We start from the raw sequence: 24,282 nt of genomic DNA on the forward strand, positions 1-24,282 counted from the left end.
AGGAGAGGGGCATGTTCACGTTGGATGGAACCATCCATGCCAGACGCGACCTAGGCCTCCACCTGGCGGCTCCGGTGAAGATGAGTCCGGCGGTGCGGGTGGTGGAGCAGATTGTGGTGCCAGGGCGCGAAGGCACGTTGACCCGCGAGCAAGGGTGGAATGATCGGGTTATCACCCTCGACCTGATCATCCGCTCTGGTGATGTGATGGGGGCGTGGCGCAAAGCCATCACCGCGTTGTCGAACGCGAAGCGGATTGCTTTCCGCCACGACCCCACCGTCTTCTACCAGATCAAAAATGCCACCCTGAGTGAGTTAACCCGACTTTCGCCTTTGATGGGTCAGTTCCAAGCCACCCTCACCTGTGACCCATTTGCTTACTTGGCGGGGGTCGCTCCGGTGACATTGACCAAGACTGGGACGATCATCAATCCAGGGAATGTTTACTCCAGGCCCGTTGTGACGGTTTATGGGTCTGGTTCGGTGTTTTTCGTGATGGGAACGACGCGCGTTGATTTGACCATCCACGCTGACTCCCTGACTGTCGACAGTTCTCTCATGGAGTGTCGGAAGGGACTGGTGGCGCAAAACCAGTACATGCGAGGTGGTTTCCCGTACCTGTCTCCTGGATTGAACAAGGTTGTTATCGATGCCGGTATTGAGCGGCTCGTCATCGAGCCTGGCTGGAGGAACCAATGATCACCACACACCCCGCAAACGCGATCCCCAAGACAGATGTCACGACAGACAACGGCCTAGCAGTATTGGACGCCCAGATCATCAACCCGATTGTGACTGAAGAACTCGGTGGCGCTTTCTGCCTGGAGTTCGACTACCCACTCACAGCCAAAGGATCCTCATCCTTGCAGGTGGGGAACTTGGTGCGCTGCCCAGCACCAGTACTTGGGGGCCAGTTTTTCCGCATCCACCACCTCCAGACCAGCGAGCATCACCAGGTGCATGTGACGGCGCAGCATGTGTTCTATGACTTGGCTGCAAACCTTTTGATGGATACCAACCTCATAAACGAAGACGCCAACGGTGCTTTGAACCGCGTCCTTGCTGGGGCGCAGTTCAAGCACCCCTTTACCGCAACCAGCAACCTGAGTACTCGTGCCTCAGCCCGCCTCGTTAGGGTGTCTGTGGCATCAGTCCTGATGGACCCCGACCTTGATAACGGGATCGTGAACCGCTGGGGTGGGGAGCTGATCCGCAACAACACCCACCTCTCTTTAGTTGCCAGGCGCGGGGCGGATAACGGGGTGCAAATCCGGGCAGGTAAGAACCTGCTGTCCATGACCGCGTCAGTGGACTACTCAACCGTGGTCACCCGCATCGTGCCGGTGGGGTTTGATGGCCTGATGCTTCCGGAGAAATGGGTCGACTCGAGAAAACTTGGCCAATACCCTCACCCCCGTATTGCGGTGGTGAAGTTTGATCACATCAAATCCACCGCCACCCCAAACGGAGCCACCGCTGAGGACGCACTACCACCAAAACAGGCCGAAACAGCACTACGACGGGCAGCCAAGGAACAGTTCACCCTCCACCGCGTTGATGAGCCAACCCGAACCTGGACAGTGAACCTAGTTGACCTCGCTTCTACACGAGAATATCAGCATTTGCGTGCTTTGGAGAGTGTGGCAATCGGTGACGTGGTCACGGTCAAGGACCTGGATGCTGGTGTGGATGTGTCGGCGCGGGTGGTGGCCTACCAATACAACCCCCTCACCAACGGATATGCGCAGGTGACGCTGGGTTCCTTCACCCCGCGAATCACAAGCCAATCCGCCCGCGCGGTCAACCTTGCTTCTGGCGCGATGGGTGCGGCCCTTGATGCCTCTGCCCAGGCCGGGGCTATTGGCACCGTGGCGGGTAATGCTATGGCGCGGGCGGACCAGGCCTTTGATGCGGCTAGTGCTGCTGGTGGGAAAGCCGATAGTGCGTTGGTGGCGGCGAATGGTAAAAACCGTAACCACTACGGCACCGATATCCCTAAGGATCCGCGCCCGGGTGACGTGTGGTTTAAGACGAATGGTGAGAAGCAGGAGATTTGGATCTACAAACAGGTAAACAATCGTTACGACTGGTATCCCATCTCGACGGATTTGACGTGGGAGGGAGCTAAGTGGCGTCTTGATGAGGCTGAAGTAGTGGTTTCCCAGGTAAAGGGGGTGGCTGATGAGGCAGCTAAGTCTGGTAGTGAAGCTAAAGCTCGTGTGCGGCAAGTAGCAAGAGAAACAAAACTCGCTACTGTTAAAGCTCAAGAAGCAGTTGATAAAGCAGCCGAGAACGCCCAGCACTTAGAGGACTACCAGGTAGTAGTCGGCAGCCTCATCCAAGGGGCCAGATCTTCTATCACCCAACTTTCTGATGCTGTGAACCTAAGGGTGGAAAAAGAGAAGGTCATCAACCAAATCAACATCTCGCGTGAGGGCATCCTCATCGACGGGGCCAAGGTTCACATCACCGGTCAAACCACCATTGACCAGGCAGTAATCACGGGGGCGATGATCAAAGACGCTTCGATCGACAGCGCGAAAATCGCCTTCCTGGATGCGGGCAAAATCCGCACAGGCTACCTCGACGCTGCTCGGATTAGAACCGGCAGTATCACATCGGAGAAGCTCACCATCCGTAATGGGTTCATCACCAACGCCATGATCAAGGATGCCGCGATCACGAGCGCGAAGATCGCTTCCTTGGATGCTGGCAAGATCACCACCGGCACGCTGTCTGCGGGCCGGATTGGGGCCAGGAGTATTACGGCTGACAAGCTCGCAACGAATGCCATCCAAGTTGGCCTAGCCGGATGGTCATCTTCAATCCGTATTAGCCCTACGGAGATCCGCTGGTATGACGGCAATACCCTGACGGGCAAAGTCTCCAGTTTGGGTTTGCAGTTTTACTACGGGTCGAAGTACATTGGGCAGATGGGCGAGGCCGGGTTCAAAAACCAGCCCGAGCATGTTAAGGGCCTGAACACCATGCTCTCTAAGGATGCCTCCTATGCGGCTTGGACGTATGGGGCTGGCTCTAATGACCACTTCGTGCTCCTCACCCTTGACCCGAAAGGCTCAGTGATGGGCTCTAGGGGTTTGCATTTGGGTGTGGATTTGCACCTGGGTGGCAACAAGGTGATGACAACAACCAAGCGTGGCATCAAGTTGGTTGACTCCTCGATTAACCGCACTCTCTTGCCGGCTTGGTGTAGCGAGAACACTCGCTCCCAAGTTGCCTTCTCCAGCGGAGCCTTGTTTTTGGTCAGCGACAACTACATCTACTCGGTCACCCAAATAACCAAACGCCTCACCGAAGTCATCAGCCGCGTCAACAGTTTGATCGGCTACTTCAACAAAGGTTGGGTCCAAGAGATTCACCGTATCGGGGGATCCAATGTTTCTTGGACCTCCTACCCAAACACCGGCCTATCCACTATATCCACCAACCTCAGCTAACCAACCTAAAGGAGCATCCATGCCAACACTGAAAATCCCCAACCACACCCTCCCTGCCGTTACCGGCCTGCTTGATGGGCTAGAGCTTGCTGGAGCGGCATCACGGGCTAGAACTAAACTCCACACTGCCTTGCTTACCCACCTTGAAGCTTTGGGTGCTAGTGAGGTGGAGCTAGCCCGCCAATACGCCACCCTCGACGAAACTGGCGAGATTGTCCTGGATGAGGCCGGCGGCTTCACCCTCAAAGACCCCAGTCAGTCCAGCGAGTTCGCAGGCGAACATGGGGCGCTGATGAACGAGACGGTTGCTGTCCCGTCCTTGTATGAGGAGCAATACCGGGTCTTGGCCAAAGCACTGGCAGATTACCCGGGAACCTTCAAAGGACCTGATGCCACCGCCTATGACCTGCTCTGCGACGCGCTCGAGCAAGCCACTGTCAAGGAGGGTGCCTGATGGATATTGATCCCACCCCGCCAGAGCCTGTGGTCGCTCAGCCACTAACGCCACAGCAGGCAGAGCCTCCACCGCCTCTGGTGGAGCCCGAAACCCACACCCTGACAATCCCACCAAGCCCCGACGGCAAATAAGCCTCGGGGCTTTCGCTTACCCATTTCTTGGAAGGAACTGATTTCTCATGCCACTAGACCACTATCTACGCACCATCGCCACTGCCATCGGGGCGGGGGCTGGTTGGGTGTTTGGCACTCCCGATGCTCTGCTCTACACCCTGCTCGCGTTCATCACTGCCGACTACATCTCCGGCGTGATGGCAGCCATCGCCACCCGCCGCCTTTCTAGCGCGGTTGGGTTTAAGGGGCTGTTTGGCAAGATGCTCATCCTCGCCTTCGTTGCCCTAGCCCAGTTGATGGATACCCATGTGCTTGGTGGGGTGGGGGTGCTTCGCGGTGCGGTGATCTTCTTCTACATCGCCAACGAAGGCATCTCCCTGATTGAAAACGCCACAGTCCTCGGCCTGCCAGTACCACCCAAGTTCCAGCAGGCTCTGGCCACTCTCACCGACCACGATCCTGAAAGCAATAGCGCTCATGGACGCCATGCCCGGGCAGATCAGGACCTGTCGGTGGTGCCGCGCCCGCGCATTCCTAAGCCTGAGGTGCCTATCAGTGAGGTGCGCAAACCCCTGACCCACACCACCAAATCCACACCAGATGACGAGGCAGGTGGTGGAGGTGACTAAACCCCACTCTCACCTCACGCCCATCCTCACTGCTTTGGCAACCACCGGTTCGTTCGCTGCTGTGGTGGGGGTGGGCTGGTGGGTATGGGACCAGGTCATCACCCCGCTACTGACCGTGCTCGTCTGGTTGCACGTGATCGTCCAACCCTAAAAACCAATCCACTACCTAAGGAGATTCTCATGTCTTACACGATTGACCATTCCCACGACGCCACCGCATTCACGACAGGCCGCCAAGGCCACCGCATCAAATACATTGTGGTGCATCACTGGGATGACCCCGCCAAACACCCCACCTTTGAGGGCACTATCCGCTGGTTCGAACGCGGCGGCAACAACACCAGTGCCCACTACGTGGCTGAGGCCGGACGCGTCGCACAACTGGTTGCGGACGGGGACACTGCCTATCATGCGGGTAACTGGGTGAAGAACCTTGAGTCCATCGGTATCGAATGCAACCCCCGCTGCTCCGACGCCGACAAAGCCACCGTGGCTGAGCTGATTCGAGACCTGCAAGCCAAGCATGGGCCACTGACCATCCTGGGCCACAAGGACTGCACGTCCACGGACTGCCCAGGACGCTACTACCCACCCACACGTGTACTCGCACCCTGGCTCAGTGGAGGTAGCGGCAACGCCAAACCCGCCACCACCGCAACTGCTCCTTCTGGTGACCTCAACGCCCTAGCAGACGCGGTACTACGCGGCGACTACGGCAATGGCGAGGAACGCAAGCGCCGCCTGGGCTCCAAGTATTCGGCGGTGCAGGCGATTGTGAACCAGCGCCTAGGCTACGGCACAGCGCCCGCCTCCACTGGGCCTAACCTGAATGCTTTAGCCGATGCGGTCATCCGAGGCGACTACGGCAACGGAGACGAACGCAAACGACGCCTCGGAGCCAACTACAAGGCTGTTCAAGCCCTAGTGAATCGGAAGCTCGGCTACTAAAACAGCCGGGCTTCAACCCTATTCATGCGCCCTCATCTAACCCCTCTGGGGTTGGGTGGGGGCGCTTTTTTGTGTTGTATTTATAAATAAAATAGTAATTTAGAAAGAAATGTGTAACTGTAGACACATGCGGGTGATTTGTGCTACACTAAGCACGTGGGAAGTTATCTTTCTACACACTATTTTCAGCCAATGATGGAGGGAAACATGAAAAAGTTACGAATGCCAATTGTGGCAGGTACTACCGCCTTGCTGCTTGCGATTGGTGGAACCGGGCTTGCGTACGCTGACAACTCGTATGTCGGTGGACAGCTGAACAAGTCGGGTTCCCTTGTGAAATACGATTACACTCGTACGCACACCTATGATGGTCCTATCAGTCTCAGCATTAACGACATGCCGTCAGGGCATCTTCGGCTTGGGTTGCGTAATATGAAGGTATCTGGTGGACCGCAATTCACCGATACCTTGCAGTGGAATGCGGTTGGTGCGAAATCCTGGGATAGGGTTAAGAAGAATACTCGTTTCGCTTTCCAGGGAAGAATGAAGGCCTGCAGCTGGTGGTGTGACATCAACTGGGGCGGAGATCTCACTTACTGATTGGGTTTAGTGCAGTGAAAGTTGCAAAGCTAAGTAAGCTTGCTTTCTGCTTGCTGGTGTCGGCACTCGTAATCAGTGGTTGCGGTGCCGACACCACAAGTGGGGAACTTGCAGAAAACTCCAGTCGAGATGTTAGCAAGAGTGCTGTGCTAACTGTAGAGAAAAAAGATCTTGTTGCAACGTATTCCACCCATTCGTCTGTAGAGTCGGTTTCAAATTTTATTGTTGAAACGAGTAAACAAGGATCTTTTGTTCCCAAGGTGCCGGTGGGTTCTATAGTCAAAAAAGGTGATGTATTAGCTTTGAATAGTGATGTTCAGTTAGTCTCACCCGTAGATGCAAAAGTTGTCAAGATTTCAGATGCTTCTACAGATTTACCAAGTCGATTCCCGGTAGTTGAACTTAGATATGAGGGGTTCTCGTTGGCGTTTCAAGATGAATCTGCATCTGGCCTAGGAGAAGCCTCTGGTGTCCAGGGGTCGTTTCAAATTCAAAATGGACTAGGGCCATCAGAATGCGGAGCTTTGGTGTTAGCTCAAAATTCTGAGGGGAACGGATCGGAGAGTGGTGCTATATCCGAAAATGGCAACTCCATAAGTAACCCTGGTGGCTTTTTGTGTTTAATTGATAAGTCTGTACCCGTTCGTACTGGCCAGCAAGCTACATTAGTTCTTCATGGTGTTAAACGTAATAACGTTCTAGCTGTGCCTATAAGCGCCGTTGCAGGCCGCGCCTTTAAAGGGAAAGTTACTTTAATTAGTACGGGGAAAGCTGAAGCTGTGGAAGTAGGTTTGGGGGTTAATGACGGAGCTTTTATTGAGATTACCTCAGGGTTGAAAGAAGGAGAAAAAATAAGCGCAATTGCCCCAAATCTAGATCCGCGAGAGTAGAAATATGTCGTTAGTGTCGTTAACAAACGTATCGGCAGAAGTTGAGCTAGGCAACGGTCAAATACTACGAACCGTTGACAGTGTGTCGCTCGAGCTTGAGGTTGGTAAAAGCTATGCTTTAGTAGGTAAGTCTGGTTCGGGTAAAACATCTTTGGCGTCTATCGTTGGTCTCCTTAACGCTGCCTATACTGGAAGGTTTATTTATCAAGGCACTGATGTTGCGACACTAAAAGACCGTAATTTATCAGAACTGAGGGCTGAAAGCATAGGGTTTGTTTTTCAGAATTATTCTTTGATTAGGCATTTAAACGTTTTTGAGAATGTTGAGCTGGCATTGATGTATCTTCCCGATCGCCCTACACCTAGGATTCGAAAACGATTGATAAATCATGCTTTAATGCAAGTTGGCCTTAATGCCCGTGCGCATGAATTTCCAGGCAAGTTATCTGGAGGTGAGCAACAACGGGTGGCAATTGCGAGAGCGTTAGTTACTAGTCCAAAACTGTTAATTTGTGATGAGCCTACAGGTGCGCTAGATACATCTACAAGTACGCAAGTAATGGCTATATTACATAAATTAGTTTCACAAATGCAGACCACGCTTCTGCTGGTAACGCATGATTCCGAACTAGCTACGACATGTGACCATACCTTTGTTATGTCTCAGGGAAGGATAATGCATGCTGCGGATGTTATGGAAAGATCTTAAAGTAGCTCCGATGCGTACAACATTGACAGGGTTGTCGATGTTCATTGGTATTGTCGCGATAATTTGTTCAGTGCTGGTTGGTACGATTGGACGTTCCTATTTATTGGGAACCACTGAGCAACTCTATGGTAGGGACCCTACATACCGGGTTTCGATTACTGCTAGAGGTTTAGCGAATCCACAATTGTTAGCACGATTCCTAAATAGTATTGACGTTCCTGAAGCTAATTTGGCTTTAGTTTTAAACCCGAAACAAGCGTTGACTTTTGGTGTTGGGACGAAAGCAGCTCCAAATCAACAAGAAATTAGGGAAATCATGTCTTCGCCTCGTAACGTGGACCCTATTTATATTTCAAGTAAATATAATTACATTTACAGGCTGCCATTGTTAAAAGGACGATGGTTAGAAAATGAGAATGTCTTTCCCCGCTTGGAGGCTGTTGTTAATCAGTCTGCAAATGAGGTTTTCCCGTATCGACAATTTGCGTTTGTTGCGAATAAAAACTCGCTGAATCCTACGCCAATTCCCGTAGTAGGCGTTGTAAACGATGGTGTCCCAGATGCTCGAATATATCTTAATATAGCTGGCATAAGTTCTTTAATACCCCATTTGTTAGAAACGGATAGCGGGAGTGTTCTTTGGCATGATACTTCAAATAGCACTTCTAAAGAAGAAAAAGTCTCATTCTTGAATGACAAACTATCGGACTCTATAGGTGGCAAGGCAGATGAGATTTCTAGGGTGGATTCGGGGCAATCATATGCCAGTGTTTTGTATGTTATTCAGATGTCATTTTTCAGCACAGCATTGCTTTTGCTAATAGTCTCAATGATTGGTCTTATTAATATTGGCTTATCAACTTTAGAACAGCGATCACATGAATTGCTAATTCGACGTGCATTAGGGGCAAGTCGAAGTTCAGTCGCGTGGCTGGTATTAGGATCATCGATTTTGCTTGCCGTGGTCGTGTCGCTAATTGCAGTGATATTCTCAATATTACTCATCCAATTGATCCCTTTTGTGCTGCCAGTTGGCTCACCTATCGACCCTCCCTTGTATCCCTATGCGGCAGCGGTCTATGCGGTTTTGGCAGCGACAATAACGGCAATTCTCGGAAGCATACTTCCTGCGATAAAGGCGGCGCGACTAGAACCAGCATTGGCATTAAGATAAAACTATCTAATCACTTCGAAAGGTTGCAAAATGAAATACATAAAGATATTTCTTGCCCTAGCTACTTCCACTGCCGTCATTCTGGGAACGAGTGGATGCAGTTCTGAATTATCCGATCAGTCGACTTCATCAGAACGTAAGATTCTTAGTTATGATCAGATCCAAAAAGAGTATCAAGACTCGGTTAAAAATCTCGAATGGCCTCAAGGTTATATCGCGCCCAATAAAATGGAAGGTGAAGAAAAGGGAGGAGCTTATCAAAGTGGATACGGCGACAGTCGTGCATCTTTGTACTTTGAATGCGCGTGGGAAAAAGAATGGTTGAAAACCTATACAACAGATAAGGGGAGAGCCAACAACGCATTAAAACAGCTTGAAAAAGTTCCCCAGATGGGATACATGAGTCCACAGCGTGCAGATGATGCGACTCGTAGAGTTTTCGCAGATTATCTCAATAGAGCAAAAATGGGTGACCCCTCTGGATTTCAAGAAAACGTAGAGGTCAATTGCCCCTGAGAGCAAAACTAGAGGGTATCAAGCATAGACGTATGTATCTTCGCTAAGTTTATTTGAGATTCACTTTGCTTTCTAAAATCGGCCCTCATACTATCTTTTAGTCCCCCATCTCGTCACTTTTATGTGGCTGGGTGGGGGCGCTTTTTGTGTGCCTTGTGGGTGGGTGGTTAACACCTGCTGTGTGCCGTCGCCAAGTGGTGAACATTCATTGAATTTTGGCACTGGAGGGCAGCACTGATGAGGGAAGGTGTGAAACGCAAACTCACGTCGGCTGATAAGGCTCATATCGACGTTTTGGCTGGTGCGGGTGGTTCGTATGTGCGCGTTGCACAATGCCTGGGCTTGGACGCGGAGCTGGTACGTGGCTATTGCCGGCGGGCTTATCCCGACCTTGAGGTGGATAAGAACCTGGTGTTGTTAGGGGCCTATTGCCGTTATTGCGCGGCTCCTCTTGAAGGGATGCGTGCGGGGGCGTTGTTTTGCTGCCCATCTCACCGCCAGGCGTGGTGGCGCACCCACCAAGCACAGACTCGTGGCGGTGCGTGGCGTAAGTTCACCTGCCTGGGGTGCGGCAGTCGCTGCCGGGTTTATGGCAGGAGGGCGCGTAAGTACTGTTCGCACGCCTGCTATATCCGTCACCGTTTCGTTGAGGTGGCCTCATGAGCGCCGCCATGCCAGAGGCTTTGGCAGAGGCGCACTACCAAACAGTGTGGCATCACCTCGTTGCGCTTCACGCCCTGGGGGCACTGACGCCTGCGGATCTGCTGGCCGTGAAGGAGCGTGTAGACGAGGCGATCCCGGGGGCTTTTATTGCCTCTTTTCATGCCGGCACTGCACTGGACTTATTTGGGGTTTCAAGTGAGTTATTAAGCCACATGGATACACCAGAACAACACGTGAAAGGAGCGTAATGATGGCCCGTATTGAACGCATCCGCCCACCCCTTCAAACTCCGCGCCGGGTGCGGGTGGCGGCTTATGCGCGTATCAGCGCACTGAACGAGCGTTCCCCGCATTCGCTGGCCGCCCAGGTCTCGTATTACATGCACCTGATTGAATCCACCCCGACCTGGCACTACGTTGGGGTCTTTGTCGATAACGGTAAAAGTGGTACTAACCAAAACCGTGACGGCTTCCAGGACCTGATGGCCGCTTGTAGAGCTGGTGAGGTTGATCTGGTTTTGACCAAGTCGATCTCGCGTCTGGGGCGTAATACGGTGGACGTGCTGGCGACCTGCCGTGAACTGAGCGCTTTGGGGGTGGAAGTTCGGTTCGAACGCGAAAACATTTCCACGGCCACTACCGACGGGGAACTACTCCTAACCCTCCTGGCGTCTTTCGCCCAGGGTGAGTCTGAGGCTAATAGTGAGGCGGTCAAGTGGTCGATCCGTCGTAACTATGAGCAGGGTAAGCCTAATAGCCACTACTTGTACGGGTATGACTGGGATGGCACCCAGTTCCATATCAATCCGCGCGAGGCACCCATCGTGCGGCGGGTCTTTACCTCCTACCTTGAAGGTATCTCCCCAGACAAACTAGCCGACCAGCTCTACCGTGAGGGCATACGGGGCAAACGAGGGAAAAAGATTGATGCGATGGTCATCCGCCGGATGCTCGAAAACGAACGCTACATGGGCGATACGCTCATGCAAAAACACTACCTCGACGGCATCCGTGGCCCCCAGCGCACTAACAAAGGCGAACTCCCCAAGTATTACGCTAAAGACACGCACCCGCCCATCATCGACCGGGATACTTTCAAGGCAGTGCAGGCTGAGATTCAGCGTCGGCGCACCCTGGGTAAAGGCGCAGTCCCATCCCTCAACACCGGTTGCTTTACCGGGAGGGTGATTTGTGGCGAGTGCGGCAAAGCGTTTCACCGTAAAACCAAGTACACCCAGGGCGGCTCGTACAAAGTGTGGAAATGCTGGTCCGCCTGCCTGGGGAAAGGTAACCCTTGTAAGGCTCCCACCATCCGTGAGGCCCACCTGCATGCCGCTACCATTCACGCCCTCCAGATTGAAACCTTTAGTGAGGGGGTGGTGTGGGAACAGATCCAACACATCACGGTTGATACCCAGACTGCAACGCTGCACTTCCACCTACAAAGCGGCACGACCGTACAGGTGAGCCTCGCCCAAGCCAAACAACTAGCCGAAAACCACAAAGAAGAAAACACGACACCTGATGGAGGGGTGTTTAAGTGAGTCCGACTGTTACCAAGATTCCTGCCACGCGCGCCCTGCACACTGGCAAACCCTTGAGTGCTACCGCTTTGAAGCGGGTGGCGGGGTATGCGCGTGTGTCAACCGATAATGAAGACCAGGTCTCGAGTTATCAGGCGCAGGTGGATTACTACACCACCTATATCACCGACCATCCGGGCTGGGAACTGGTCAAGGTCTACACCGATGAAGGCATCACCGGCACCTCCACAGCGAAACGTGCAGGCTTTCAAACCATGGTTGCTGACGCCCTGGCGGGCAAGATTGACCTGATTGTCACCAAGAGCGTCTCACGCTTCGCCCGTAACACCGTCGACTCCCTGACCACCGTGCGCAAGCTCAAAGACAAAGGCGTTGAGGTCTACTTTCAGCGTGAGAATATTTGGACTCTGGATTCCAAGGGTGAACTGCTCATCACCATCATGTCCTCCCTAGCTCAGGAAGAAGCCCGCTCCATTAGCGAGAACGTGACTTGGGGGCATAGGAAACGCTTTGCCGATGGGAAGGTGACGATGCCGTTTGGGTCCTTCTTGGGATATGACCGTGGTGAGGATGGTCAGCCGGTTATCAACGAGGAACAAGCCAAAACGGTGCGTGAAATCTACTCACTGTTCCTGGAAGGAAAATCCCTACGTGAGATCGCCCGGATACTTACCGAGCGGGGCAGGCTGACTGCCCGAGGTAAAACCCAGTGGTCACGCACCGCTGTGCGCTCCATCTTGACTAACGAACGCTACAAGGGTGACGCGCTACTACAAAAGACCTATACCAAGGATTTCTTAACCAAGGAACTGGTGAAGAATAACGGTGAAGTTCCCCAGTACTATGTGACTGGTTCACATGAGGCGATTATCGACCCGCTCGTATGGGACTTCGTCCAAACCCAACTGGCACAAAGCAAGGGGCGGCGTTCACGCAAACACGTCTTATCCCACAGTATTGTCTGTGGTCAGTGTGGGGCGTTCTTCACCCCTAAGACCTGGCATGCGGGGACGAAGAACGAAAAACGCATCTGGCGCTGCTCAGCGAAATATGAGCAGCACACCCACTGCACAACCAGGCATTACACCACAGACCAGATCGAGAAAGCCTTCGAAACCGCCCTAGCCACCATGCTCCACGCCAACGGCAAAGACCCCCTGACACTGGTGGAGCAGGTAAGCGCTGACCTGTTCGATACCAGCGGGCTGGAAGCCGAAGTCGAAATCGCCTGGGCCGTTCTCAACGCGGCAAGCCAGGCACTAGCCGACCTGGTAGAAAAAGGAGCGAACGCCACCCTCACGGCAGGGGAGTACGACCAGAAGTATGCGGCCGCCACCTGCGCCTATGACCAGGCGCAAGCCAAACACTCCCAACTCCAAGAACAAGTCAACGAGATCCGGGAACGTAAAACCCGGTACGACTTCTACCGCCGAAGCCTCACTGACCTTACACAAGAGCAGGTGACCTTCACACCTCTCCTGTTCCACACACTCATCGACCACGCCACCGCCCAACCAGATGGGCAAATCCGATTCACTTTCCGAGATGGGAAACTATCTCATGCACTCACATGCTGACAGTGATGATTTAGGCCAGTATTCGAAGTGCAGACCCCTTAGACCATGCTATTATGTATTGCAAGATACTAGGTGAGGCAAGGAGAGTGTGGTGGCTGAATCTCAGTTGCGTAAGGGAGCAGTAGAACTGATTGTTCTTGGTCTGCTAGATTCGTGCGCCTCATATGGGGGGCAGCTTTTAGAGCGTCTAACTCAAGAGGCTGGTATTGAAGTCTCTTCAGGAACTCTTTATCCGCTACTTTCTAGGCTTCGTAAATCTGGTCTTGTTGATACTTCTTGGGAAGAATCTCCCGTTGGTCCGCCTAGAAAAATCTACAAACTTACTCGTTTGGGGCGAGAGCGTTTGATTCAGATGAAACAGGAATGGGATTTGCTTGCTTTGGCAGTGACGCAAGTGACGAGTAAAGAAGGGGCAGAGCGATGAAGTGGTTTGGTAAGGATGATGACGGTTGCATCAGGGTGGCAGGTTTGCCTGTGTCAGATGTGTGGCGAGGCGACACTGAGGCACTCTTGGATGGATTTGAACCGGAAAATCCTAGTTTGTTAGTTCCTCGCAAGTATGGGCTTGGTTGGAGCCTAAACGTGGGGGCAGTGGCAGTAAAGGCTGGGTGGATTCGTCCTGATGATTCCTTGCCCGATTTGGCTGACCACGTTCCCGTCAGTCTTCGAAAAGCAATCAGTGTCGCACCATTGATTGGTGGGATGCTAACTGTTGGCCTGTCGGTACTCGTCGCCCAGAAGAAAAATGTTGCGATCAAGTGGTCCCTATTCGGCATGCCGACAAAGTTTTCCAGGGGTTCAAAGGCTGCGCTCCCGCCAGTGTTGCTCAATGCGGCTGTGGCACTGTTACCACGACTTACTTCCCAAAAGGCCCCACTGTCACAAACGGCGGTTGATATCAGTGCTCGTGCAGAGGTATTGGGGGTGCAGACGATGTCGGTTGCAACCTTGCTTGCTGCTTCTCGTTCCGCTAGGCAGCCAGCGAAACGTCAACTTCTGGCTATCGCCGCACCATTATTTTGGCCGATTGTCTCGGGTGGAATACAGATCGCCTGCGTTAAAACCGCCCTGTCAAATATCGAGGCGGAACTACAAAACACACACGAAGAAAGGTAAGTGAACCATGAATGGCATCGATTCCTTGATGAACCTGCCTACGAGCGTCCAAGTAGTTCTCGGTTTTCTGATCGCCTGTCAACTGATCGCGATGGTCTGGGCCCTCATCCGACTACTAGGCGATAAACGCGAACGTATCGCGGGACTTCCTAGGTTACTTTGGCTAGCCATTATTCTGTTGGGACAACTGATAGGCCCAGTGGTTTTCCTTGTAATGCAGACTCGAGAACACCGTGCGATTGCCGAGCAAGATCGCTTCCAGCAAGCCCGACAGCAAACGAAAAACAACACGGGTAAAGATGCCGGGGCTGTTATCTCGGACTTGTACAGGGAGTGAACCTTCATGGAATGGGCGGTGACAACGACGAACCTATGCAAAACCTATGGCAGTCATCAGGTGCTAAAGGATGTAAATCTTTGCGTGCCTCAAGGGGCTGTCTATGGGTTTGTGGGTGCAAATGGGGCGGGAAAAACCACCACAATCCGGATCCTCTTGGGCCTTGCTGCAGCAAGTAGTGGGCAAGCTACTGTACTTGGCGCTCCTCGTGGCACATTGCCACCCACTCCAGTCAAAGGGGTCTCATATCTGCCAGATGTGCCCAACATCAGTCCGTGGCTAGGGGCCAAAGACGCCCTCATCACCATAGCCCAGCTCGACGCCGTACCTTCAGATCTGGCCTCGAAAAGAGCAAGTGATCTTCTCGATCTCGTAGGACTCAAGCATGCTCCCGGGAAAGTTGGCGCTTTCTCAAGAGGGATGAAACAACGATTGGGAATAGCAGCAGCGCTCATCACTGCCCCGAAACTATTGATCCTCGATGAGCCAACTAGTGCACTAGACCCCATGGGTCGTGCTGATGTTCTGGCCATTATTAAGGGGCTTAAAGGGCAGGCCACCATCATGTTTTCCTCACACATTTTGGCAGATGTCGAAAAAGTATCGACTCACCTAGGGCTGCTCCATAAAGGAAAACTCCTAGCGCAAGGATCAATTGAGGAACTCCTAGAGGCAGGAGATAATCCCCAAACACATTTTTCGCTCAGTGTCGGGAAGAACCACGCCGATCAAATAGTCGAGGTCATCCGGACGATTGACCCGCAAGCACGCATCGAACCTCAGCATCAAGGATTAGAGCGTTTCTATGAAAACCTCACCACTCAAGGGGAGGAGAAATAATGCCGTCAACACAAGTTCTACCCATCTGGCGATATCACGCCGTTAGACAACTTCGTTCAACCAGCACTTGGATCATGATCATTATCATCCTGGTCATGGCGGGCACGCAGGGGCTGGTCACCGATCACATGCCTCAAATTATGAAAAGCCTAGCCGGACCAGAAATGAGTCAAATGCTGGCATCGACGATGCCCGAACCGTCATGGCAGCAAGCCTATGCGGGATGGATGAAAAACCTGGCTCAAATCATCACGCTCGCTCTAATCACCATCAACGCAATTGGCTATGCGACACTGACTAATAACGGTGATATTCCCTTTATCTTGACTAAAAACGTCAAGCGTTCCATCTACCTAACCACCGGCACAATCACTACCTGGTGCGCCAGTTTGGTCTACGCAGTACTTGGGGCAACACTTACCTGGATTGGCACCATGCTGATATTCCCTAGAGCACCGTATCTACCTGTGTTCTTAGCAAGCCTTGTCTGGGCACTCGAAATGATGCTTATCAGTGCATTCCAACTATTCGCTGCAACATTCAAACAAGGGATCGGTGGACCACTGTTAGCAGGAATGGGATTCTACCTACTGATTTCTATCGCTGGAGTCTTTGAAAAAATCGCGACCTACACCCCGCTAGGGCTATCACGACTGAGCAACCAAATCTCAGAGCAACAATCAGTAAACAACTGGTTCATCCCAGTGGGAAGTGCACTACTGCTTCTATCCGTGATGTTTCTGCTGAGTATCCATCGATTCAACCGCAAAGAACTTAGCTAAACTCTCGAGGTAACTACTCCCAGTTAGTTTCTAGCTGCCGCATCCAATTCAGCACCAAAACGTCCAGTTCAGCCGAAAAACATCCAGTTTTCACCCACGCAGCACCCTAAGCGTTTTGGTGTATCCGTTTGGATAGAGAAGTATCAGCGAAAAAGCCGCTCAAACATTGACAAAAGTCAAGTTTGGGTGGTTTTTCTTTTTGGTGGGGCAGGGTGACTTTGCCTCTAAAGCGTCCCCATTTTCCGAATTATCGAAAAGTGAGGACTGGTATTTTCCCTTTTCATGACCTTGTATAATCCAGATTATGGAAGCTGAAAATCAGAGCAACGCTGAGCGTAGCCTTTTAGTGAACCCGCCCGAAGAGTTCAAAAATTACCTCAAAAAATCCCACAAATTTACCCCTGATTACCGAATGAGCGGGAATGGGATAATCAAACTTGGCGTTGTTGCCATCTTCGTACTCCTTGAATTTTCGGCTCTACTCTGGCTAGTCCACACCCTCCGCGCCGGGGGCTTTGCTCTATACATCGCCCTAGAGCTACTAGGACTTTTCATCATCCTGTTTGACCTACAAAAAGATCGCTCCCCATCCTTCCGCTACGCCTGGATGCTTATTTTGTTGCTCCTGCCCGGCTTGGGAGTACTGTTCTATTTGTTGTGGGGCAGAAGCCGACCACTGCGCAAGAATTTTGCTGCCTTGCAGGCGTGCCGTACCCAGACCAATGAGCTGCTAGAGACAGCTAGCCCTTCAAAGGCACTTGTTCAAGGCTCGCTTGACTCGCTTCCCATAAGCGATGCTTTCCGTCGGGATTTAACCTATCTAAAGGGCTTCGGCCATCTTGCATACGAGGATACCCGCGTAGAGTACTTTCCTTCTGGGGAAGAGTGGTTCGTTTCCCTGTTCAAGGATATTGCTGCCGCAAAAGATACGATTTTGCTGGAGTATTACATTATTGCTGACGGGTATATCTGGGCTGAATTGAAGCGTCTGCTGATTCAAAAAGCCAGAGAAGGCGTCAAAGTATTCCTGCTTTACGATGACCTAGGATGCGTGACCAATACTCGGCGTGATATTCGCCAGGAGCTGGCCAGCGAAGGCATCCACGCGGTCGCTTTTAACCCGGTTTTTAGATCGCTATCGCGCTTGTACATCACCTACCGTACACACCAGAAAATTGCCGTTATCGATGGGAACATCGGTTACACGGGTGGGTGCAATATTGGTGACGAATACGCCAACCTATACGACCCCTTAGGGTATTGGAAAGATGTCGCAGTGCGTTTAGAGGGACCTGGCGTACAGGGTCTGAGCGCGATCTTCCTTGAGATGTGGGCATCCGAGCAACCCGATACCACTCCGGATACCGCACTCTTGTTTGGACAGGCAAGGGCCGAGGAAGAAGCTTCTGCCACCGCCGAGCTTACGTCCACGGCCACGAACCAGGGACTGGTAATTCCTTTTGCTGACGGACCAGTTTTCACTCCGGATAATCCCGCAGAAACGCTCTATCGTCAGCTGTTGAATACCGCCACAGAGCGGGTCTGGATGATGTCGCCGTTCTTGATTGTGGAGGACTCACTACTTCAAGCCATGTCGCTGGCGGTCAACAGTGGAGTTGACGTGCGATTGCTGGTTCCCAAACGGGCCGATTCTTGGGTGGTAGGTAACGTGACGCGCTATAACTATGGGCAGATCCTAGAGCGGGGAGTAAGAATCTTCGAATACTCCCCGGGATATGTGCATGCGAAAACCTTCTTAGCGGATGATGATCGGGTGATTACCGGCAGTATCAATCTAGACTTCCGTTCACTTAATATTCAGTTCGAGGATGGCTGCTACATTTACCGAAATCCGGTCATAAATGAGATTGCTGACGATTTCGAAAAGTGTTTTGCTCAGAGTGAGGAAGTCACTTTTGAGCAGTGGAAACGGCGCCCCTGGATAAACAAAGCCGCCCAGGGCGTCTTAAAGTTCTTCGCTCCGCTGCTCTAGTTAGAAGCTTGGCTCGTTAAGGGGGTCACGTTAAAGTCGGTTTTACTCTCACTGGACAACAAAGGGAATAAAGTATCGGTCCTAAAATAAGCGCAAACCTACTTGGTGAATGCCATAACAAAAAGAGTGGGTGGCACTTTGTTGGTGCCACCCACAACAATGATCTAGGCTTTGCGATCTGGGACTAAGTACGTCGCTGCTACTAGATAGGCCAGCACGGAAGAAATCATCGCGACAGCTCCCATTCCAACATCGGCACCATTACCTGAGGGCTGAAGGAGGATGTACATCATAGCTGCCACCCCAATCACTGATAGGACGGTAATCGATATTGCTCGAATATTGTGCTTTTTGCTCAAGAGCAAGTAGATCACAGCTGCGGCCCCAGTAAGAGCGAGAAGCGTAATATCGATCCAGATTGATGTCGGTTGAATGATTTCCGCAAAAAATAGACCGTATAGAACCAATCCTATTATTCCGAGTGGTACTAATAATGCACTGAATTTTTGGGTCGCGGGTTTCATGGTGAACTCCTATACAAGTGTAGATTGTTGGTTACTGTTGCATGTTTTATGAACAACCAGCGCTTGTTCCATCAGTGGAGGTGGAGGAGCAAGAGGAGTTTGTCATCTTCGTGGACTTTGGTATCGGACCAGAAGTCGGAATAGCTGGCACAGCACAAAATGGGAAGAGAGCAAGAAGGCTAGCGAGCTTGCTAGTTAACTTCATCTTCGAAGTTGCCATCTTAAGACCCTCCCTAGGTAGTGTTCTATCTAACAAATGTTAGATGATTTTAGAATAGTCCTAACTTTACATTTTGTAAACTAAAAGCTCTGTTTACTTTTTTATTACACTGTATAGAAGTTTTTGATTAATTTAAGCAAATTGCTTGATGTGTAAGATTTTCATGGTCATTGTGTCTAAGGTTTAAGTCGGGGGGGGCGGAATGTTTGAGGTGTGCTTTGTGTCACAATAGATGGTTACTTGGGGCGTAGTTATGATGGTGTTCTAGGTGTGTATCTATTTCTTCTTATTCCCGGTTAACTTGTTTCGAGTCTCTTTGGGGATTAAGAAATATCCCGTTGCTACCAGAATGGTGAGGTATATTCCTGCCGCTAGTGCGGCGATAAATGCCTGATTCCATTCATATCTGATATGGAAGAGGGATGCATATAGAAAGAATTGAATTAAGAGCGCATTGATTTCGGTTATGAATTTTGGAATGTTTTTATAAGCAGAAAGAAGTATTGTTTCCACGATGTGCAACACCATAAAAGGTAGAATTCCAACAAGTAGCAGAAAGATGTAGTCACTCACCGAGCTTTCAATTCCTGCTCCAGCAAGATTCGTAACCTTAAATATAATAATTGGGAGTAGCGCAAGTAAACCAAGTGGAATTAAGAGGAGTAGGTAACTTTTAATTGTCTGCATGAACCCATAGTACCTTTGTATAGTTGATTCGGAGGTTGTAGCGCCAACTGAAGCTTGTAGTGGGTGGAATTGCTAGGGCTTCTTTCTGTTTATCCTTGGAGAAGTAGGAAATAGGAAAGGTGTTTTAGATGTTTGATGAGTTCCAGGTTGAGCTAGAAAAATGCCTAGAGGAGCACGATGTTACCTACAATAAAAACTATTTAGTAGCCGACCTAGCCCGCACCTGGTGGGGCAGAATCGTTGAAGTTTTAGCTGCGCCTTCTGTCGTCCCGCTACGCATTAAAGATTCCACCTTTGGTGTGATAGGCATCTGAGACTATTGTAATTCCAGTGGGGGACTCGGTCTTTTGAAGGGTTGATAGGTGGTTTGATCCATTTTAAGATGTCTTTAATCTTATTATCTGGAAGGAAATGATATGGCCACGAATGTTAACCGTACTTCAAACTTCACCTACGGATATGCCACCGTTCTTGCACTAGTCCTATGGCTCAGTCAAGCTGCAACCATGTACTGGCAAGGTGCACCTTGGTACGCCTACGTAATCTCTGGGGCGATTCTGCTCTTCTTCGCCTACCTGTGGGTGTGGGTAATCAACCGTTACAAGCTAAGCCGCGTAAACCTAATAACCCTAGCTGTAGTTTTTGCCCTGATCATTATTGGATCGATCGTCATCACCACTCTCCTCTAGGGTGATACGAAACCGCGATCATCTGAAATCTCGGTTCGCTAAAAGAATCTGAAAGAATCAGTTCTGATAGTTCTGAGGCTGGGAGTTGGGACCTTCAGGATAAGGAACCTCTGCTACCCCCGGATTAACGGGCATGTCCTGAGCATTTGCTCCGTACGGGTTAGTGGGGATTCCCTGAGCATCTGCCGTGTACGGGTTGATGGGCATCTCCTGAGCATCCGCTGCGTCCGGAGTTGCTGTTTCGTCAGGAACTTCTACTAGTTTGTACTTCCTGATGATCTTCTGGACGCTAAGCATGTCAACGCTCAAAGCACCGCTACGGATGATATTCACGAAGGGTAGGTCGTAGTTATTCTGGGCCACGTATTGGTCAATTACCTTAATCGGAAGGGAGTTCTTCCGCCATGCAACGAACATGAAGATGAGGAAACCAGCCACCAGCACGATAGTCACGTAGGGGGCATACGTGTTAACAAGCTTCATGTCCTCGCGAAGTGATAAGAGCGTCGACTTGCGAATAAAACTAATCATCACTGAACTGTAAGCAGCAACCGGGGCGATGATAGCCAAGATTCCTAAAATCACGGTGTATAACGCCCGGTACTTTACTAGCTCTGAACGTAACTTGGTGACCAGGGTTGGCTGATCTAGGTTCAGTTCTGGTCGGACAGTTTTGATATTCATTGAGCCGTCAGCTGCAAGCAATAACTCGGCGACTTTGTCCTTTACGATGCTTTCAAAAAGCTTCATAGACAGAACAATAACTGCAGATACAGCTAGGACTACGAAATAAATTGTGGTATCGGGCCGATGCAGAAGCATGCTCAAGTCCTTTCAAAACTTTCAAACTACAAACAGCATATCTTGAAACTTTCGAAATTTTCGACCATTCGGAAAAGTGCTGCTCTGATGTTTCTAAGGCTAAAGTTCTACGATGCACCTGTATTGCTGGAGTATTATTTAAAGCAATACATTTCGAGGACAGACTAAATGGAGATGGAAATGCCTCAAGTTACTATGAAGGAAGCCTTCAACGTTGGTGCAGGGTTGACTCTGGGAAATGCCGCTGTAAACCTGGGAATGCGAGCGGGTGATGCAATCGTTGCCAATGCCCAAGAAAAAGGCTATTACGAGTATCGAACTACGGTGTTTGATCCGGTTGTTCGCCAAGATATCTCGCAACTATGGGTCTTGAATCGTCTTAGCGAGATGCCTTACCCCTTTGAAGCGGTAAAAGAGAAAGACGACCGACCGTTTTTACAGCGCTACCTCTTAGTAATTGTTTTGATTGCTCTTATGCTTGTTGGTCAGATCATTCATAATTTTGTGCCGGCACTACAGGGACTGGGCGGAGAAATTACGATTGCTTCATCCGTAGTGTTGTCGATTATTATCGTTGTTTTCTTGGTGAAAAAGACGGGTAAAGCCGGATCTAATACCGTTAAGAAACAGCTCTCAAAGGCCTATAAACCCGAATTGGACGAGCTAGGGCGGCGTTATTGGCTAGTGCGAGAGCATGTTCGTCAAGCAGTAGCACTAGGTGAGCTCACACCATTTGAAGGCGTGAAAAAACTGATGCGTACAGATCTAGTTTCACTTTTGCCTGATTCATTTGATGAACTGGATGCTCACATTTTTAACTATCGTCAGCAAGTGCTAAACAGTAACTGACTTTCGTCGATAGATATTAAAACGGCCTACGATTAGCTTGGTAAGTAGATCGTAGGCCGGATCTATATTTTCGTGCGTTAGGTCTGATGGAATAAAGACTAGTTTAAAAGAAACTGAACTTTTCTAGACCAGTGCGTAGATACCGCCCAGGGCGACTAGGGTGGCAACGACCCCAGCGAAAGCACCTAGGCCCAGGGCGCGCAGACCGGTGGTGGCCACAACCCGCAGGTTAACGCCCGCACCCATCGCGAACATGCCCATGGTCAACAGGAAGACCGACACCTGGTTCGCGCCCCACAGGAACCATCCGGGCAGGTAGGCGCCCGCCACTGAACGCAGCAGCACCATGGCTAAGAAACCCACCACGAAAAGCGGCACGATGGGTGGGCGCTTCGCATGACCCTTTGTGGGAAGCTGGCTCATTTTCCGGGCATGAATTACGCCCACAATCGCCACTAGGGGAGCCAGCATGGCCACGCGCCCCAGCTTGGTCACTACTGCCACGTCTAGTACCTCTGGGCCCATTAGGCCGCCAGCGGCCACCACCTGACCGACCTCGTGAATGGAAGCGCCAACCAGCACCCCAGACTGTAGGGGAGCCAGACCCAAAAGCTTTGCCAAGGCTGGGATTAGTAGGATCGCCAAAGAACCAAATAGGGTGACAGAAGCGATGGCGGTAGCGGCCGCGTCGTCAACGTCCTCGGAATCATCGTCGGTAAAAACCGCGCTCATGCCGGCTACGGCAGCGGCCCCACAAATAGCGGTGCCTGTGGCGGTAAGTAGGGTAGTGGTGGGCCCAATCTTCAGCCAACGCCCAAGAAAAATAGTGAAGACAAAAACGCAGGTGACGGTCAGCAGGATTACGCCCACGACGCCCCAACCTAGCGAAATCACCGCCGGGATTGACAGGCGCAAACCCAGCAGGACCACGCCCGCTCGCAAGATAGTTTTCATGCACAGTTTGGCGCCCGGCTGCCAACTGGCCGGCAGGCCCTGACCCTTACGCCCCACATTGGCTAACAGTAGGCCAATGATCATGGCAAATAGTAGGGAAGAAACTAGGGGAACCGCCCAGTTTAAGGCAATAGATACGAGGGCGACCAGGACGCCCACTAACAGTCCCGGAAAGGCGGGCGATAAGTTCTTTAACCAAGTATTCTGCGTAGTTTTTGGCACCGCTCCACTATATACCTAAGTGAGAGCGATTGTAGATAGTGGAACTTGGTGCATTTGGCCACTAATCCGCAGTATTTAAGGAAAAAGTCGGGGCTAAGGCTAGACTTGAAGTAAGCAGATAATCATAAAGATCACCTAGATCAGTAAGCAAAGGAAAACTAATGCTTAAATCGCGTAACTGGTGGGCACTGGTCACCGGTATTATTTTCATCCTGATGGCCGTCCTCATGTTCATCAACCCGCTTTGGCCTCTAGCGGCCATGGGCTGGCTCTTCGCCATTGCCGTCTTCGTCGACGGCATCATCAGCCTAGCCGACTACCTTTCTAGGCAAAAACATGAACGATCCGGCTGGCACCTATTCTTAGCCGTCATCACCATCATCCTAGGCGTCAGCCTACTGGGCGACACTCTAATCGAGCAGGCCGCCACCGTCCCGCTGCTTCTAGCCTTCTGGATGATCTTCGTGGGCGTTGGACGCCTAATGCTAGCCATCCAAGGCGGCACTCTGATTGGCAAGCATGCCACCGCCTTCCTGCTACTATCAGGCATCCTCACCCTGCTACTAGCCTTCGTAATCATGATCGAACCATGGCTCTCTGGCGCCTTCTTCGTCTACCTAGTAGCCATCTCATTCATCATCTTCGGGGTCTTCCGCATCTACGAATTCTTCACCCAAAGAATCCCCGTCGTGCGGGTACGCGAAATCCGCTAAAGAAACCCAAACAGACAATCTGAAACCGGCCCTCCCCGAAACGGGAGCGGCCGGTTTTGGTCTGTAAGCGTCCTCGGCAAAAAGTAGAAAAGCCCAAGAATCGAAAAACCTCAGGCAAGCGGGAAGAGTATAGCCAACCTGAAAAAGGGGCCCTAAGGGCAGAAAGGCTAGGGGAGTACCAGACTCCTAGGATCCAAAACATGGGCAATAATCCCCGTTAAGCCCGTATTAGGTCAGCTAATGCAATATCCTTATCTT

The 24,282-nt window shown here is 51.2% G+C and carries 30 protein-coding genes; 26 read left to right on the forward strand and 4 right to left on the reverse strand.

The window, feature by feature from the left end:
* Positions 1 to 11: 11 nt before the first annotated feature.
* The 21 genes from BSR28_RS06255 (at position 12) to cls (ending at position 18,344) form a co-directional block, all read left to right on the forward strand.
* On the forward strand, positions 12 to 698 hold the full coding sequence (locus BSR28_RS06255; RefSeq protein ID WP_071164543.1) for a hypothetical protein: 687 nt from the start codon (positions 12 to 14) through the stop codon (positions 696 to 698).
* Complete coding sequence (locus BSR28_RS06260) at positions 695 to 3,457, forward strand: phage tail spike protein (protein ID WP_071164542.1); 2,763 nt, start codon at positions 695 to 697, stop codon at positions 3,455 to 3,457. Before BSR28_RS06255 ends, BSR28_RS06260 begins: the two co-directional genes overlap by 4 nt.
* 19 nt (positions 3,458 to 3,476) lie before the next feature.
* A complete protein-coding gene (locus BSR28_RS06265) occupies positions 3,477 to 3,911 on the forward strand; it encodes a DUF1617 family protein (protein ID WP_071164541.1) in 435 nt (144 codons plus the stop codon).
* Complete coding sequence (locus tag BSR28_RS09260; RefSeq protein ID WP_257786286.1) at positions 3,911 to 4,045, forward strand: hypothetical protein; 135 nt, start codon at positions 3,911 to 3,913, stop codon at positions 4,043 to 4,045. Before BSR28_RS06265 ends, BSR28_RS09260 begins: the two co-directional genes overlap by 1 nt.
* A 47-nt stretch (positions 4,046 to 4,092) precedes the next feature.
* Positions 4,093 to 4,656, forward strand: a complete 564-nt coding sequence (locus BSR28_RS06270; protein ID WP_071164540.1) for a phage holin family protein — start codon at positions 4,093 to 4,095, stop codon at positions 4,654 to 4,656.
* Positions 4,649 to 4,807: a hypothetical protein gene (locus BSR28_RS09045; protein ID WP_156982005.1), complete on the forward strand. Its 159-nt coding sequence runs from the start codon at positions 4,649 to 4,651 to the stop codon at positions 4,805 to 4,807. The genes BSR28_RS06270 and BSR28_RS09045 overlap by 8 nt, the downstream gene beginning before the upstream one ends.
* 29 nt (positions 4,808 to 4,836) lie before the next feature.
* Positions 4,837 to 5,604 carry an N-acetylmuramoyl-L-alanine amidase gene (locus BSR28_RS06275; RefSeq protein WP_071164539.1) on the forward strand — a complete coding sequence of 256 codons (768 nt, stop codon included), beginning with the start codon at positions 4,837 to 4,839 and terminating at the stop codon, positions 5,602 to 5,604.
* Positions 5,605 to 5,811: 207 nt separating this feature from the next.
* Complete coding sequence (locus tag BSR28_RS06280) at positions 5,812 to 6,204, forward strand: hypothetical protein (RefSeq protein ID WP_071164538.1); 393 nt, start codon at positions 5,812 to 5,814, stop codon at positions 6,202 to 6,204.
* A 14-nt stretch (positions 6,205 to 6,218) separates the two neighbouring features.
* Complete coding sequence (locus BSR28_RS08970) at positions 6,219 to 7,094, forward strand: efflux RND transporter periplasmic adaptor subunit (RefSeq protein ID WP_071164537.1); 876 nt, start codon at positions 6,219 to 6,221, stop codon at positions 7,092 to 7,094.
* Positions 7,095 to 7,098: 4 nt separating this feature from the next.
* Positions 7,099 to 7,803, forward strand: coding sequence for an ABC transporter ATP-binding protein (locus tag BSR28_RS06285; protein ID WP_071164536.1), 705 nt, complete (start codon positions 7,099 to 7,101; stop codon positions 7,801 to 7,803).
* A complete protein-coding gene (locus BSR28_RS06290; protein ID WP_083379138.1) occupies positions 7,775 to 8,977 on the forward strand; it encodes an ABC transporter permease in 1,203 nt (400 codons plus the stop codon). Before BSR28_RS06285 ends, BSR28_RS06290 begins: the two co-directional genes overlap by 29 nt.
* 30 nt (positions 8,978 to 9,007) lie before the next feature.
* A complete protein-coding gene (locus BSR28_RS06295; RefSeq protein ID WP_071164535.1) occupies positions 9,008 to 9,493 on the forward strand; it encodes a hypothetical protein in 486 nt (161 codons plus the stop codon).
* A 659-nt stretch (positions 9,494 to 10,152) separates the two neighbouring features.
* Positions 10,153 to 10,404 (forward strand): hypothetical protein, encoded by a 252-nt coding sequence (locus BSR28_RS06305; protein ID WP_071164534.1) that lies wholly within the window; start codon positions 10,153 to 10,155, stop codon positions 10,402 to 10,404.
* A 2-nt stretch (positions 10,405 to 10,406) separates the two neighbouring features.
* Positions 10,407 to 11,699: a recombinase family protein gene (locus BSR28_RS06310; protein ID WP_071164533.1), complete on the forward strand. Its 1,293-nt coding sequence runs from the start codon at positions 10,407 to 10,409 to the stop codon at positions 11,697 to 11,699.
* The gene (locus tag BSR28_RS06315; protein ID WP_073713656.1) at positions 11,696 to 13,276 is read left to right on the forward strand and encodes a recombinase family protein; all 1,581 of its coding nucleotides are present in this window, start codon (positions 11,696 to 11,698) and stop codon (positions 13,274 to 13,276) included. Before BSR28_RS06310 ends, BSR28_RS06315 begins: the two co-directional genes overlap by 4 nt.
* A gap of 91 nt (positions 13,277 to 13,367) precedes the next feature.
* Complete coding sequence (locus tag BSR28_RS06320; RefSeq protein ID WP_073713657.1) at positions 13,368 to 13,700, forward strand: PadR family transcriptional regulator; 333 nt, start codon at positions 13,368 to 13,370, stop codon at positions 13,698 to 13,700.
* On the forward strand, positions 13,697 to 14,392 hold the full coding sequence (locus BSR28_RS06325; RefSeq protein WP_073713658.1) for a DUF5808 domain-containing protein: 696 nt from the start codon (positions 13,697 to 13,699) through the stop codon (positions 14,390 to 14,392). The genes BSR28_RS06320 and BSR28_RS06325 overlap by 4 nt, the downstream gene beginning before the upstream one ends.
* A 28-nt stretch (positions 14,393 to 14,420) precedes the next feature.
* Positions 14,421 to 14,729: a PLD nuclease N-terminal domain-containing protein gene (locus BSR28_RS06330; protein ID WP_158020329.1), complete on the forward strand. Its 309-nt coding sequence runs from the start codon at positions 14,421 to 14,423 to the stop codon at positions 14,727 to 14,729.
* Positions 14,730 to 14,735: 6 nt separating this feature from the next.
* Positions 14,736 to 15,569: an ABC transporter ATP-binding protein gene (locus tag BSR28_RS06335; protein WP_073713660.1), complete on the forward strand. Its 834-nt coding sequence runs from the start codon at positions 14,736 to 14,738 to the stop codon at positions 15,567 to 15,569.
* A gap of 95 nt (positions 15,570 to 15,664) precedes the next feature.
* Positions 15,665 to 16,351, forward strand: coding sequence for a hypothetical protein (locus BSR28_RS06340; RefSeq protein ID WP_233120621.1), 687 nt, complete (start codon positions 15,665 to 15,667; stop codon positions 16,349 to 16,351).
* A 304-nt stretch (positions 16,352 to 16,655) separates the two neighbouring features.
* Positions 16,656 to 18,344, forward strand: coding sequence for a cardiolipin synthase (gene cls / locus BSR28_RS06345; RefSeq protein WP_083563135.1), 1,689 nt, complete (start codon positions 16,656 to 16,658; stop codon positions 18,342 to 18,344).
* A gap of 164 nt (positions 18,345 to 18,508) precedes the next feature.
* Here cls and BSR28_RS06350 read toward each other — a convergent pair whose 3' ends face one another.
* The gene (locus tag BSR28_RS06350; RefSeq protein ID WP_073709277.1) at positions 18,509 to 18,868 is read right to left on the reverse strand and encodes a hypothetical protein; all 360 of its coding nucleotides are present in this window, start codon (positions 18,866 to 18,868) and stop codon (positions 18,509 to 18,511) included.
* A gap of 41 nt (positions 18,869 to 18,909) precedes the next feature.
* On the opposite strand from BSR28_RS06350, the gene BSR28_RS09050 reads away from it, so the two are divergent.
* Positions 18,910 to 19,131 (forward strand): hypothetical protein, encoded by a 222-nt coding sequence (locus BSR28_RS09050; protein ID WP_073713662.1) that lies wholly within the window; start codon positions 18,910 to 18,912, stop codon positions 19,129 to 19,131.
* A 233-nt stretch (positions 19,132 to 19,364) separates the two neighbouring features.
* Here BSR28_RS09050 and BSR28_RS06360 read toward each other — a convergent pair whose 3' ends face one another.
* Positions 19,365 to 19,775, reverse strand: a complete 411-nt coding sequence (locus tag BSR28_RS06360) for a hypothetical protein (protein ID WP_073713663.1) — start codon at positions 19,773 to 19,775, stop codon at positions 19,365 to 19,367.
* A gap of 128 nt (positions 19,776 to 19,903) precedes the next feature.
* Between BSR28_RS06360 and BSR28_RS06365 the strand changes: the two genes are divergently transcribed.
* Together BSR28_RS06365 and BSR28_RS06370 are read left to right on the forward strand one after the other, a co-directional pair.
* On the forward strand, positions 19,904 to 20,089 hold the full coding sequence (locus tag BSR28_RS06365) for a hypothetical protein (protein WP_073713664.1): 186 nt from the start codon (positions 19,904 to 19,906) through the stop codon (positions 20,087 to 20,089).
* A gap of 102 nt (positions 20,090 to 20,191) precedes the next feature.
* Positions 20,192 to 20,464 (forward strand): hypothetical protein, encoded by a 273-nt coding sequence (locus tag BSR28_RS06370; protein ID WP_073713665.1) that lies wholly within the window; start codon positions 20,192 to 20,194, stop codon positions 20,462 to 20,464.
* Positions 20,465 to 20,521: 57 nt separating this feature from the next.
* Here BSR28_RS06370 and BSR28_RS06375 read toward each other — a convergent pair whose 3' ends face one another.
* Entirely contained in the window at positions 20,522 to 21,214 is a 693-nt protein-coding gene (locus tag BSR28_RS06375; RefSeq protein WP_143237609.1) for a hypothetical protein, read from the reverse strand.
* Positions 21,215 to 21,454: 240 nt separating this feature from the next.
* On the opposite strand from BSR28_RS06375, the gene BSR28_RS06385 reads away from it, so the two are divergent.
* Complete coding sequence (locus BSR28_RS06385) at positions 21,455 to 22,135, forward strand: hypothetical protein (RefSeq protein ID WP_073713668.1); 681 nt, start codon at positions 21,455 to 21,457, stop codon at positions 22,133 to 22,135.
* A 123-nt stretch (positions 22,136 to 22,258) separates the two neighbouring features.
* On the opposite strand, the gene BSR28_RS06390 is transcribed toward BSR28_RS06385, so the two are convergent.
* A complete protein-coding gene (locus BSR28_RS06390; protein WP_073713669.1) occupies positions 22,259 to 23,311 on the reverse strand; it encodes a YeiH family protein in 1,053 nt (350 codons plus the stop codon).
* A 161-nt stretch (positions 23,312 to 23,472) separates the two neighbouring features.
* Here BSR28_RS06390 and BSR28_RS06395 point away from each other — a divergent pair, with 161 nt between their 5' ends.
* Positions 23,473 to 24,024, forward strand: coding sequence for an HdeD family acid-resistance protein (locus BSR28_RS06395; protein ID WP_073713670.1), 552 nt, complete (start codon positions 23,473 to 23,475; stop codon positions 24,022 to 24,024).
* Positions 24,025 to 24,282: the final 258 nt, after the last annotated feature.

Origin of the sequence: Boudabousia liubingyangii, from assembly GCF_001907245.1 — a bacterium.
GTDB lineage: Bacteria > Actinomycetota > Actinomycetes > Actinomycetales > Actinomycetaceae > Boudabousia > Boudabousia liubingyangii.

What these genes read in the sequence shown, in the direction of transcription:
- BSR28_RS06255 (WP_071164543.1), top strand. Translation starts at nt 12, where the DNA reads ATGTTCACGTTGGATGGAACCATCCATGCCAGACGCGACCTAGGCCTC.
- BSR28_RS06260 (WP_071164542.1), top strand. Translation starts at nt 695, where the DNA reads ATGATCACCACACACCCCGCAAACGCGATCCCCAAGACAGATGTCACG.
- BSR28_RS06265 (WP_071164541.1), top strand. Translation starts at nt 3,477, where the DNA reads ATGCCAACACTGAAAATCCCCAACCACACCCTCCCTGCCGTTACCGGC.
- BSR28_RS09260 (WP_257786286.1), top strand. Translation starts at nt 3,911, where the DNA reads ATGGATATTGATCCCACCCCGCCAGAGCCTGTGGTCGCTCAGCCACTA.
- BSR28_RS06270 (WP_071164540.1), top strand. Translation starts at nt 4,093, where the DNA reads ATGCCACTAGACCACTATCTACGCACCATCGCCACTGCCATCGGGGCG.
- BSR28_RS06275 (WP_071164539.1), top strand. Translation starts at nt 4,837, where the DNA reads ATGTCTTACACGATTGACCATTCCCACGACGCCACCGCATTCACGACA.
- BSR28_RS06280 (WP_071164538.1), top strand. Translation starts at nt 5,812, where the DNA reads ATGAAAAAGTTACGAATGCCAATTGTGGCAGGTACTACCGCCTTGCTG.
- BSR28_RS06285 (WP_071164536.1), top strand. Translation starts at nt 7,099, where the DNA reads ATGTCGTTAGTGTCGTTAACAAACGTATCGGCAGAAGTTGAGCTAGGC.
- BSR28_RS06290 (WP_083379138.1), top strand. Translation starts at nt 7,775, where the DNA reads ATGCTGCGGATGTTATGGAAAGATCTTAAAGTAGCTCCGATGCGTACA.
- BSR28_RS06295 (WP_071164535.1), top strand. Translation starts at nt 9,008, where the DNA reads ATGAAATACATAAAGATATTTCTTGCCCTAGCTACTTCCACTGCCGTC.
- BSR28_RS06305 (WP_071164534.1), top strand. Translation starts at nt 10,153, where the DNA reads ATGAGCGCCGCCATGCCAGAGGCTTTGGCAGAGGCGCACTACCAAACA.
- BSR28_RS06310 (WP_071164533.1), top strand. Translation starts at nt 10,407, where the DNA reads ATGGCCCGTATTGAACGCATCCGCCCACCCCTTCAAACTCCGCGCCGG.
- BSR28_RS06325 (WP_073713658.1), top strand. Translation starts at nt 13,697, where the DNA reads ATGAAGTGGTTTGGTAAGGATGATGACGGTTGCATCAGGGTGGCAGGT.
- BSR28_RS06330 (WP_158020329.1), top strand. Translation starts at nt 14,421, where the DNA reads ATGAACCTGCCTACGAGCGTCCAAGTAGTTCTCGGTTTTCTGATCGCC.
- BSR28_RS06335 (WP_073713660.1), top strand. Translation starts at nt 14,736, where the DNA reads ATGGAATGGGCGGTGACAACGACGAACCTATGCAAAACCTATGGCAGT.
- BSR28_RS06340 (WP_233120621.1), top strand. Translation starts at nt 15,665, where the DNA reads ATGGCGGGCACGCAGGGGCTGGTCACCGATCACATGCCTCAAATTATG.
- cls (WP_083563135.1), top strand. Translation starts at nt 16,656, where the DNA reads ATGGAAGCTGAAAATCAGAGCAACGCTGAGCGTAGCCTTTTAGTGAAC.
- BSR28_RS06350 (WP_073709277.1), bottom strand. Translation starts at nt 18,868, where the DNA reads ATGAAACCCGCGACCCAAAAATTCAGTGCATTATTAGTACCACTCGGA.
- BSR28_RS09050 (WP_073713662.1), top strand. Translation starts at nt 18,910, where the DNA reads ATGTTTTATGAACAACCAGCGCTTGTTCCATCAGTGGAGGTGGAGGAG.
- BSR28_RS06360 (WP_073713663.1), bottom strand. Translation starts at nt 19,775, where the DNA reads ATGCAGACAATTAAAAGTTACCTACTCCTCTTAATTCCACTTGGTTTA.
- BSR28_RS06365 (WP_073713664.1), top strand. Translation starts at nt 19,904, where the DNA reads ATGTTTGATGAGTTCCAGGTTGAGCTAGAAAAATGCCTAGAGGAGCAC.
- BSR28_RS06370 (WP_073713665.1), top strand. Translation starts at nt 20,192, where the DNA reads ATGGCCACGAATGTTAACCGTACTTCAAACTTCACCTACGGATATGCC.
- BSR28_RS06375 (WP_143237609.1), bottom strand. Translation starts at nt 21,214, where the DNA reads ATGAAGCTTTTTGAAAGCATCGTAAAGGACAAAGTCGCCGAGTTATTG.
- BSR28_RS06385 (WP_073713668.1), top strand. Translation starts at nt 21,455, where the DNA reads ATGGAGATGGAAATGCCTCAAGTTACTATGAAGGAAGCCTTCAACGTT.
- BSR28_RS06395 (WP_073713670.1), top strand. Translation starts at nt 23,473, where the DNA reads ATGCTTAAATCGCGTAACTGGTGGGCACTGGTCACCGGTATTATTTTC.